Source organism: Candidatus Coatesbacteria bacterium, assembly GCA_014728225.1.
In the GTDB taxonomy this organism is placed as follows: Bacteria; RBG-13-66-14; RBG-13-66-14; order RBG-13-66-14; family RBG-13-66-14; genus WJLX01.
Genome location: WJLX01000048.1, coordinates 1 through 9,657, shown reverse-complemented (window position 1 = coordinate 9,657; position 9,657 = coordinate 1). Strand labels below are relative to the sequence as shown.

The following is a 9,657-nucleotide window of genomic DNA, read 5'->3' as shown; positions in this document are numbered from 1 at the left end:
GGCGACGAATTCCTTGAGCATCTCGACGCGGCGCACGTCGATGTCGTAGGCGGCGATGCCGTCGCGCTGGAAGTCGGAGAGCATCCGCGCCACGGACATGCCGAACTCACCGAGACCGATGACCGAGTATGAGCGCATGGGTTATCCTAAAAGTTAAACTTTAGTTGTCTAATATGGATAATTGCAGACCACAAACCTTCTTTTTTTCGTAGCCCTCATTCGGTTCAAAGTTAGCTATTAGAGCCTCAATCATTTCGTTTCGGTTTTCTTCGTAACCTCCAATATGATAGAAATGCTTACGTTTCAATATATTAAAGCTTTTTTCATATTTAATTGCAATTTCATTTGTCCTATATTTGTTTTTATACCAAGTTGAAAGTAAGAATTTAGACTTAATATTAGTCAATATACTATATAGTTTATTTTCGTTATCTAATGTCCACTTTGTATAATAATCTGCATATCTCCCATGATAAGGAGGGTCTAGATATACAAAATCACAAATATTGGTTTTTCCTAGTATGCTTTCATAACTACTAACAATAAATTGCCAGTCTCTAATTTTCATTAAACTATAAAGCCATCGTATTTGATTTGTTATTTTTGTTATATAAGCACTTCTAAAACGATTAACTTTTTTACAAAATGGTGTATTAAACTTACCCGATTTATTAAATCGCATAATACCATTAAAGCATGATCTACTTAGAAATAGAAGGTCAAGAGGATCATAATATTTATTAAATCGTTCCCTAACTTGATAATAGTAGTCCTCTCCTTTACTATGTAATTTATTACCCTCGCCCTCCAAAAAAGAACGTACTACAGAAGGGGTTATATGGTCATTATTTATTTCATTATATAATTGTATTATATGTGGGTTTATATCACTGAATATAGCCTTCTTGGGGGCAATGTTAAAGCCAACTACACCAGAACCCATAAATGGTTCGTACCATATTCCATCATCGTTCCAGTCAATTATATACTTAATCCATGGAACTAATTTTGTTTTTATTCCTTGGCACTTTATTGGTGGCACCTTAACTGTTGACATAATAACTCCTGATGCTAATGTCTATTGGGTTTATTTATCAACCCTCTATCTAAACTCCTATAGTCCATATAATCTTCAATGCATCTTAGCTTTTTAAAAGTACCATCGTCTTTTGTTATATTTAATTCGTTATAGTTAACCCAATAGTCATCAAATATATGCTCACCCAAGTTTACAAATACCCCATTACATGTTAGTATATCATCTATATATTTAACACTTCCAATATTAGCAGTATTACCGCTACCAGCTTTGTCGCTTGCTATTTTCCATTTTTCACAGAAAAATAAATCAAATGAGTTTATTATAGATTGTATAACACCAAGTTGTTCATATCGATATTTTGATTGTACATTGTCTACATTAACGGTCCTAGAGTATATTATTCCAAAGCAAAAATGAGATAAATAACCATTATAGGGGTATGTTATATTCTTTGTACAATTTCTTTCTTTAAAATATCTTCCATGAGAACCGAGAGTAAAGCCATTGCAGAAATTAGGGTTACTATCTTTCCTATATGTAGTTTTAATATCAACAGCAAATTTAATGTCTTCATCGTGAAGATTAATAAATGTTAAGTCAGGATAATGATTCTGATGTCTTGGTAATTCAATACTATAATTAATACTACGTGCAAAGCTAAATAATTCTGGCAGAAGATGAAGCTCGATGATTTTTGAGATAAGTTTTGTATCATTTGTTAAGCTAAATATATTGCTTTCATTATCTATTAAGCCTTTAATTTTCCATTGTCCATTATCTGTAGAGATATATTCTCTAGTGTGGTCTAGGAACTCAAGAAATGCAGTGAAAAATGATTGCATTGTATTACACATGAAAACTTAACCTCCCTAAAAGAAATAGCATAAAAGCCTGAAGATACCTTCGCACCAGCGGGATCGAAGACTCCGTGCTACAGGAGCTTGGTTTAACCGATTGAGATCCTGCCCTCGGGATACCGATACCTGCCCTCGATGTGTCTTCTACCGATGGCCAAGCCCAGGGACAACGGTCCCACCCGGCCCGCGAACATCAGGAGTATTATAACAAGCCGCCCGGCGTAAGTTAAGTGCGGCGTGACCCCGGTGGAGAGCCCGACGGTGGCGTAGGCGGAGACGGTCTCGAAGAGGAGCTCGAGGGGTGGCTGGTCCTCGAACAGCAACAGGAGGAAGAAGCCGAGGACGCAGAAGGCCACGGCGCCGACGAGGACGGCCAGGGCTTGTCGCGTCACATCGGGGGGTATCTCCCGTTTGAAGGCCTCGACGTGGTTGCGGCCGCGCAGGTCGGCCCAGAAGTTGAGGATGATGACGGCGAAGGTCGAGGTCTTGATGCCGCCGCCGGTGGAGCCCGGACTGGCCCCGATGAACATCAGCACGATCATGACGAAGAGGGTGCCGGGGAGCATGTTGCCGATGGTGACGGTGTTGAAGCCGGCGGTGCGGGTGGTGACGGACTGGAAGTAGCCGGCCATCACCTTCTCGCCGAAGCCCAGTCCGGCCTGATCGAAGGAGTGGCCCCATTCGAGGGGCGTGATCATCACCCACCCCAGCACGATGAGGATGACGCTGACCACCAGCACGAGCTTGGTCTGCAGGGTCAGGCGGCTGCGCGGCTGGCCCTTCTTGGGTTTGAAGCGGTAGCTGGTCAGGTTCATCAGCACGATGAAGCCCAGGCCGCCGAGGATGATCAGGGTCGAGATGATCAGGTTGGTGCCGACGGAACCGGTGTAGCCCTCCATGCTGGTGGAGTTGAGGGAGAAACCGGCGTTGCAGAAGGCGGAGACGGAGTGAAAGGCCGAGGAGAACAGAAGCTCGCTCTTGTCGGGGAAGCCGGGCTCCCAGGTCTGGTAGAGCAGGCCGAAGCCGAGGAGCTCTATCAGCAGCGTGGCCAGCAACATATAGACCAGCAGGCGCCGAACGGTATTGACGGTGTCGGCCTCGTAGGCTTTGGAGTAGAGGGCGACTTCCTTGCGGTTGACCCGGATGCCCAGCATGGTCGAGAAGAAGGCGGTGAAGCTCATCAGGCCCAGGCCGCCGATCTGGATCAGCGACATGATCACGCCCTGGCCAAAGCGGGTGAAGTCGGCGCCGGTGTCGAGAACGATCAGACCGGTGACGCAGGTGGCCGAGGTCGAGGTGAACAGGGCGTCGATGGGATGGATAGAGCCGGCGACGGTGGCCCGGGGCAGGGAGAGCAGCAGGGTCCCCGTGCCGATGACGGCCAGGAAGCTGAAAACGATGAAGCGCACGGGGCGCTCGGACATCGAGGTCAGGGTACGGTTGCCGCGGACGAAGTGCAGGATCAGGTTGGCGGCGATGAACATCTGGCCGACGAGGAGCTCGGGCGAGGTCTCGGGCTGCCCTCCGCTCCAGATATCCGTGGCCACGGAGTGCACCCGGCCGGTGGCGATCAGGTAGATGACGTAGACCGCCAGCAGGATGAAATCGGCCAGATGCTCCTTGAGGTAGGACAGCCGGTGATGAGTGAAAACCAGACGCACCAAGGGGATCAGGGCGAAGATCAGGATGACGACGTACTCGACGACGTGGATGACAGTGCGCAGGAAGTCGTCGGGGTAGAAGCCGTACTCGACGACGAGGCCGACGAGGGCGGCGATCGAGGAAAAGATGAAGATACGCTTGAGCAGCCGGTCCACCCGCTGACGCAGCGTCGGAGCGAAGGTGAACTTGCGCTGAAGGAAGTCCCTGACGGAATCTTCTTTACGCGGGCTGGGACGGTAGTCGGCCATCAAGTACGATCCCGGTTAACCGGCGGAGAACGGCGGCGTCAGATTTTTCTATTGTAAACAACGGGGCGCCGGGGCGCAACGCGCAGATAATACCCGGCCCCGCGAAACGGACGGGGACCTTTGAAAAACCGCCGCCGGGGGCTTGCGTAGCCCCGCCGACCGCGCGGGCCGGAACCGGCACGGTTTTTGCGGAGGCCGACCGTTAACATTGTCGGTAACGGGCGCCGAGATGCAAAAACCGTGCCGGTTCCGGCGGTCCGGGGGCGGTTCAGCCGTTCAGGATTGTTTTCAAAGGTCCCCGCCGCGGCTTACTCAACCCTCGAGCCGGTAGAGGCGTTCGTTGACCAGGGAGCGCAGCAGGGCGGGCAGATCGCCCATATACTGGGCGGCGCGGTAGTGGGCCAGGGCGCTGCCCGGGCGGCCGAGCCGTTCGGCGCAGGCCCCGGCCAGGTAGCGGGCCCAGGGCAGCCGGGATCCGGTGGCGTGATCGGCGACGTAGGCGACTAAGCGCTCGTAGGCCCGCTCGTAGGCGAACTCCTGCAGAGCGGCGTCCTCGGCGGAACGGGCGGCCCAGGCGGTGCGCAGCCAGGCCAGGCCGAGGTCGTAATCCCCGCCGCCGGCGACCTCGAGCAGAGCGGCGGCGCGCACGGCGATGCAAACGGTAGTCCAGTCGGGCGGCTCGTTGGCGGCCAGCCAATCGGCAACGGTGGAGGGGACGGGGGTAGCGCCCGCCGTCGCATCATTCCCGGCCCAGCCGCAGCTCGTGCAGTAACGCAGCGTCGTCAGGCCGGGGAGCAGACCGGGTTCCAGCCCGTAGAGGTCGTATTCCGGGGTTTCGCGGACGACGGCCGTCGCCGCGCTCAAGGCGCCGCCGCAGTGGGGACAGTCCAGGGCGGGAACGGCCGACGCCGTCAGGCAGACTATCAGTATCGTCAGGCTGGGGGTCAGTCGTCGCACGCGCACTCTCCGGCGGCCAGCCGCTCCAGGATGCCCAGCTCGTCCGCGGCGTATATGAGGGGTCGGGTTTCCAGTTCGAGGGCGTAGGCGGTTTCGAAGCGCGCGCGCCACTCGGCCAGCTCCGCGCTGGGCCGCCCGAGGCGCTCGCCGTAAAACCAAGCGGCCAGGGCGGCGTCGCCGCGGTCGACGACCTGGGAGGGATTCCCCTCCAGGAATGTCCAGCAGTCGACGGCGAGGTCGTAAATTGCGGCGTCGTCGGGATGACTGACGACGGCGTCCGTGCCCTCGAGCACCCGGCGGCGCAGGGGGCGGCTGTCGTTGAGCAGTTGGGCGCGCTCGATGAAACCGGTGATGTCCGAATCGACCACTCCGGGCATGGTGCGGGCCTCACTCAAGCGGCGGCGGGCGTCGACGACGTCGCCGGCCTGGCGCTCCAGCTCGCCGATCAGGTAGACCCGCTCGGCCAGTTGATCGTCACCAACCTCGCCCCGGATCAGGGCGGCGCCTAGGAGTTCGGTGATCTCCCCCAGATAGGCCAGCCTCGTCTCGCGTTCGACGTTCTCCGGCCGCAGGCACCACCAACCGCAGAGCAGGATGTCGGCCAGCTCGACGGCGGGGGCGCCGCGGTACTCCTCCAGCAGGTACAGATTGCGGTAGCGCTCCCAGAGGGGCAACTCGCCGCGGCGGATCCCCTCGAACTCGGCGGCGCCGAAGCTCTCCTCGATGAACTCGACCTCCTCGGGACGCAACTGATCGGCGAAACGCCCAACCCAGTCGGTGTAACCGCACTCCGGTGAGTAGGCGATCCAGTAGCGCCAGGGCTGTACACCGTTCGAGGAGTAGACGGCCAGGTCCGTGGAGACGCCGCCGTTAGAGTCCACTTCGAGGGGCAGGCGGTAAACGCTGCTTTCGCCGCAGACCGGGCACTCGACCTCGCGCTCGGCGAACTCCGTCGCCGGGGCCTGGGTCGGCAGTCCGGCCAGTAAGAGCAGGCAAAGGTACAAGTTACTCGGCATCCCGTTTCTTTACCTCCCAGGACGCGGCTTCCGTTTCGGACGAAGCCGATCGCGCCAGCCCAGTATACCACGTCGAATCCTTCCCCGCCTCGGGCTCACTGGACCGCCCCCCGTCCGTTGAGTTATCGTTGTCCGGTCGCCTAGTCCACCCCCGCCTATTCCAAGGAGGATCGATGCAGTACGACCTGTTGTACCGCCCCAACTTCACCCTGGCCAAGGTCATGCTGGACCCCGGCGAGCGGGTGACCGCCGAAGCCGGAGCCATGGTCAGTATGTCCGCCGATATCGAGATGGAGACCAAGGGCCGCGGCGGTATAGGCAAGTCCCTGCTGCGCTCGATGGTCGGCGGCGAGAGCTTCTTCCAGAACCACTACACCGCCGGGCCCAACGGCGGCGAAGTCACCTTCGCCCCCAACTTCGCCGGCGACATCATCCAGCTCCAGATGGCCGGCAACACCATCATGGCCCAGTCCGGCGCCTACATCTTCGACACCGGCGAGATCGACATCGACACCAAGTTCGGCGGCGGCAAGATGTTCTTCTCCGGCGAGCGGCTGTTCCTGCTCAAGCTCGTCGGGCACGGCGACGTCTTCCTCTCGGCCTACGGCGCCGTCCACATGGTCGAGCTCGGCGACGGCGAGGAGTACGTCGTCGACACCGGCCACATCGTGGCCTTCGACGAGTCCTGCGACTTCAAGGTCTCCAAGCCCTCCAAGGGCCTCAAGTCCCTGTTCTTCTCCGGCGAGGGCTTCGTTTGTCGCTTCTCCGGCCCGGGCCGGGTCTGGCTGCAGACGCGCAACCCCGCCTGGCTCTACCAACTGATGGCCCAAGCCCAGAGCCGTTAGCCAACCCTATCCTTGTTTCCCGCGCGGGGCCGGTATTAACCGCCCCGCGCCGTAAACAAACCTTGCTCGATGCTCCTCGATGCTCAAGGGTTGTTTGGGAGTTCGACACACCGCCATTAGCTTGATCGTATGGCTGCCTTTGAAGGACTGTCTGGGGAAGCTGCCCTGTCTTTCACCCCTGGCGGTAAGGACTGGCTTTCGACCCCGGTAAAACAGCCGCCCAGGGCTGTCGGTAAAAGACCGAGCACCCAGGTAACCGCCGGAACTGGCACGGTTTTTGCATCTCGGCGACCGTTACGCACGATGATAACGGTCGTCCTCCGCAAAAACCGTGCCAGTTCCGGCGACATGGGTCGGCGTCGTCGCCGTGCTCGCCGGCGGCTGTTTTACCGGGGTCCGGCGTCGATCGTGTCCGCACACCCCATAGCAGTTATGACCGGCCAATCATATTCGTAGCACAACGGTCTTGGAACTTGCCCCGGCCCCGGTTATAATGACAGTAGGCTTTCAAGCATGATTTCCGTCGTCAGCATCAGCAAGCTAGTCGAACACCAACCGACAACTCAAAGGGAGACCGGCATGGACTACGAACTCCTCTATCGTCCCAACTTCACCCTGGCCAAGGTCATGATGGGCCCGGGCGAGCAGGTCACCGCCGAAGCCGGAGCCATGGTCAGCATGTCCGCCGACATGGAGATGAAGACCAAGGGTCGCGGCGGTATCGGCAAGTCGCTGCTGCGCTCGATGGTCGGCGGCGAGAGCTTCTTCCAGAACACTTTCAGCGCTGGTCCCAACGGCGGCGAGGTCACCCTGGCGCCGCCCTATCCCGGCGACATCATCCAGCTCCAGATGGCCGGTAACGCGATCATGGCCCAGTCCGGCGCCTACATCTTCGATTCCGGTGAGATCGACATCGACACCAAGTTCGGCGGCGGCAAGATGTTCTTCTCCGGCGAGGGCCTGTTCCTGCTCAAGATCGCCGGTCACGGCGACGTCTTCCTTTCGGCTTACGGCGCCGTGCACATGATCGAACTCGGCGAGGGCGAGGAGTACGTCGTCGACACCGGCCACATCGTGGCCTTCGACGAGTCCTGCAATTTCAAGATCACCAAGGTCTCCCGGGGTCTGAAGTCTTTGTTCTTCTCCGGCGAGGGCTTTGTTTGTCGCTTCTCCGGCCCGGGCCGGGTCTGGATCCAGACGCGTAACCCGATGATGTTCCTGATGGCCGGGCGCCAGTAACCGGCACAGGAGCGCAGTCTGCGAATCTGCCAAACGAACGGCGGGGTCTCTCCCCGCCGTTCGTCGTTTGACTTCCCCCGGGGAGTGTATTATTATCTATACACCCTTTTACCGACAGAGATATGCCTTTTCCACTGCTCGCTACTTCAACCCACAAACGGAGGCAGGTCGATCAGCTTGAACATCATTCGTGTCGACAGCGAAGAACAACTGCAGGGTCACCTGACCATCGCTGAACTGGTGGATTTCCTCCACCACGCCCTGGGTCAATTCGGCGATCCGAAGGCCGACATCCGCCGTTCCATTGATTACGCCTTCTCGCCCGACACCGGGCGCGGCGGCTTCATTCTATTGGGCTACGTCGACGGCGAGCTCGTCGGCGCCGTGGTGTTCAACGAGACCGGTATGTCCGGCTACATCCCCCGCTATATCCTGGTCTACATCGCCGTGCGTCCGGAGAGCCGGGGACAGGGCCTGGGCGGAACGCTGATGCAGCGCAGCGTCGAGGAGACGGCGGGTGACTTCAAGCTCCATGTCGAGCAGGACAACCCGGCGGTGCGGCTCTATAAGCGCGTCGGCTTGACCGACAAGTACAAGGAGATGCGCTACGAAGGCCCCGGGGCCGACTGATGTCCGAGCTGCGCATCAAGACGGACAAGATCCTCGGTAACATCCGCAAGCTGGACCGCTACCTCGTCAAGCACGACAAGAAGTGGACCCTGGTGACCAAGGTGCTCAGCGGTCACCGGGAGTCGCTCAAGCGGATCCTGGCGTCGCCCTGCATCAAGCGCCTGCATTCGGTGGCCGATTCGCGGCTGTCCGGGCTGCGAACCGTCAAGCAGCTCAACCCCGAACTGGTGACGATGTACATCAAGCCCCCCGCGGTCAAGCTGGCCGAGAAGGTCGTTCGTTTCGCCGACATCTCCCTCAACACCTCCTTCGAGACCATCGCCGCCCTGGACCGCGCCGCCCGCCTCCAGGGCAAGGTTCACCGCGTGGTGGTGATGATCGAGATGGGCGAGCTGCGCGAGGGGGTCATCCGCGAAAACATCTACGACTTCTACGAGCGGGTTCTGCGACTCGACAACATCACCATCTGCGGCCTGGGTTCCAACCTGGGTTGCATGTACGGCGTCGAGCCGACCTACGATAAGCTGATCCAGCTCTGCCTCTACCTGCAGTTGCTGGAATTGAGGTTCAACATCAACCTCGAGCTGGTCTCCGGCGGCAGCTCGATCACCCTGCCCCTGCTGGGCAAGCGCAAGATCCCCCGGGGGATGAACCACTTCCGCATCGGCGAGGCCGCCTTCTTCGGTGTTTCACCGCTGACGGGCAAGCGCTACCGCGACCTGTCCACCGACAGTTTCGAGTTCGTCGCCAACGTTCTCGAGCTCGAAGAGAAGACCAACGTCCCCCAGGGCAACATCGGCGAGGGTAACGTCGGCCACGCCGTCGAGTTCGACGAGGAAGCCGAGGAGCGTCAGTACCGCGCCGTCCTGGACTTCGGTATCGTCGACGTCGACCCCGATCAGATCACCCCCCACTTCGACAAGGCCGCGTTCGCCGGCACCACCTCGGACATGACCGTCTATAACGTCGGCGACAACCGTAACCCCAGCGGTCGCCGCCGGCTGCGCGAGGGGGGGACGATGAGCTTCACCCCCAACTACATGGGGGTGGCCCGGCTGATGCACAGCAAGTACGTCGAGAAGCGGGTCAGCTAGGCCGCGTCCGGCGCCGCCCCCTCACCGCTGACCCGGGCCGGCACGAATCCTGCATCGACCCGGGGCC

General features: G+C 57.9%; 11 protein-coding genes. 5 read left to right on the top strand and 6 right to left on the bottom strand.

Going from position 1 to position 9,657, the window contains the following annotated elements; translation table 11 throughout:
• The 6 genes from GF399_03600 to GF399_03575 form a co-directional block, all read right to left on the bottom strand.
• A partial coding sequence (locus GF399_03600; GenBank protein ID MBD3399398.1) for a TrkA family potassium uptake protein occupies nucleotides 1-138 on the bottom strand: 138 nt, incomplete at its 3' end.
• 22 nt (nucleotides 139-160) lie between these two features.
• Nucleotides 161-1,057: a Dam family site-specific DNA-(adenine-N6)-methyltransferase gene (locus GF399_03595; protein ID MBD3399397.1), complete on the bottom strand. Its 897-nt coding sequence runs from the start codon at nucleotides 1,055-1,057 to the stop codon at nucleotides 161-163.
• A 14-nt stretch (nucleotides 1,058-1,071) separates the two neighbouring features.
• Nucleotides 1,072-1,896, bottom strand: a complete 825-nt coding sequence (locus GF399_03590; protein MBD3399396.1) for a restriction endonuclease — start codon at nucleotides 1,894-1,896, stop codon at nucleotides 1,072-1,074.
• A 92-nt stretch (nucleotides 1,897-1,988) separates the two neighbouring features.
• A complete protein-coding gene (locus GF399_03585) occupies nucleotides 1,989-3,809 on the bottom strand; it encodes a Trk family potassium uptake protein (protein ID MBD3399395.1) in 1,821 nt (606 codons plus the stop codon).
• 312 nt (nucleotides 3,810-4,121) lie between these two features.
• A complete protein-coding gene (locus GF399_03580; protein ID MBD3399394.1) occupies nucleotides 4,122-4,766 on the bottom strand; it encodes a hypothetical protein in 645 nt (214 codons plus the stop codon).
• Nucleotides 4,754-5,782, bottom strand: a complete 1,029-nt coding sequence (locus GF399_03575) for a DUF2225 domain-containing protein (protein MBD3399393.1) — start codon at nucleotides 5,780-5,782, stop codon at nucleotides 4,754-4,756. The genes GF399_03580 and GF399_03575 overlap by 13 nt, the downstream gene beginning before the upstream one ends.
• Nucleotides 5,783-5,955: 173 nt before the next feature.
• Here GF399_03575 and GF399_03570 point away from each other — a divergent pair, with 173 nt between their 5' ends.
• The 5 genes from GF399_03570 to GF399_03550 all read left to right on the top strand — a co-directional run bounded on the left by GF399_03570 (nucleotide 5,956) and on the right by GF399_03550 (nucleotide 9,590).
• A complete protein-coding gene (locus tag GF399_03570; protein MBD3399392.1) occupies nucleotides 5,956-6,627 on the top strand; it encodes a TIGR00266 family protein in 672 nt (223 codons plus the stop codon).
• A gap of 331 nt (nucleotides 6,628-6,958) precedes the next feature.
• Nucleotides 6,959-7,054 (top strand): PEP-CTERM sorting domain-containing protein, encoded by a 96-nt coding sequence (locus GF399_03565; GenBank protein MBD3399391.1) that lies wholly within the window; start codon nucleotides 6,959-6,961, stop codon nucleotides 7,052-7,054.
• Nucleotides 7,055-7,206: 152 nt separating this feature from the next.
• A complete protein-coding gene (locus GF399_03560; GenBank protein MBD3399390.1) occupies nucleotides 7,207-7,866 on the top strand; it encodes a TIGR00266 family protein in 660 nt (219 codons plus the stop codon).
• Nucleotides 7,867-8,043: 177 nt separating this feature from the next.
• Nucleotides 8,044-8,496, top strand: a complete 453-nt coding sequence (locus tag GF399_03555; GenBank protein ID MBD3399389.1) for a GNAT family N-acetyltransferase — start codon at nucleotides 8,044-8,046, stop codon at nucleotides 8,494-8,496.
• Complete coding sequence (locus GF399_03550) at nucleotides 8,496-9,590, top strand: alanine/ornithine racemase family PLP-dependent enzyme (protein ID MBD3399388.1); 1,095 nt, start codon at nucleotides 8,496-8,498, stop codon at nucleotides 9,588-9,590. The genes GF399_03555 and GF399_03550 overlap by 1 nt, the downstream gene beginning before the upstream one ends.
• Nucleotides 9,591-9,657 lie beyond the last annotated feature (67 nt).

Excerpts from the sequence above, each read along its gene's own strand:
- GF399_03560 (MBD3399390.1), top strand. The coding sequence starts at position 7,207 with ATGGACTACGAACTCCTCTATCGTCCCAACTTCACCCTGGCCAAGGTC.
- GF399_03570 (MBD3399392.1), top strand. The coding sequence starts at position 5,956 with ATGCAGTACGACCTGTTGTACCGCCCCAACTTCACCCTGGCCAAGGTC.
- GF399_03575 (MBD3399393.1), bottom strand. The coding sequence starts at position 5,782 with ATGCCGAGTAACTTGTACCTTTGCCTGCTCTTACTGGCCGGACTGCCG.
- GF399_03595 (MBD3399397.1), bottom strand. The coding sequence starts at position 1,057 with ATGTCAACAGTTAAGGTGCCACCAATAAAGTGCCAAGGAATAAAAACA.
- GF399_03585 (MBD3399395.1), bottom strand. The coding sequence starts at position 3,809 with ATGGCCGACTACCGTCCCAGCCCGCGTAAAGAAGATTCCGTCAGGGAC.
- GF399_03590 (MBD3399396.1), bottom strand. The coding sequence starts at position 1,896 with ATGTGTAATACAATGCAATCATTTTTCACTGCATTTCTTGAGTTCCTA.
- GF399_03550 (MBD3399388.1), top strand. The coding sequence starts at position 8,496 with ATGTCCGAGCTGCGCATCAAGACGGACAAGATCCTCGGTAACATCCGC.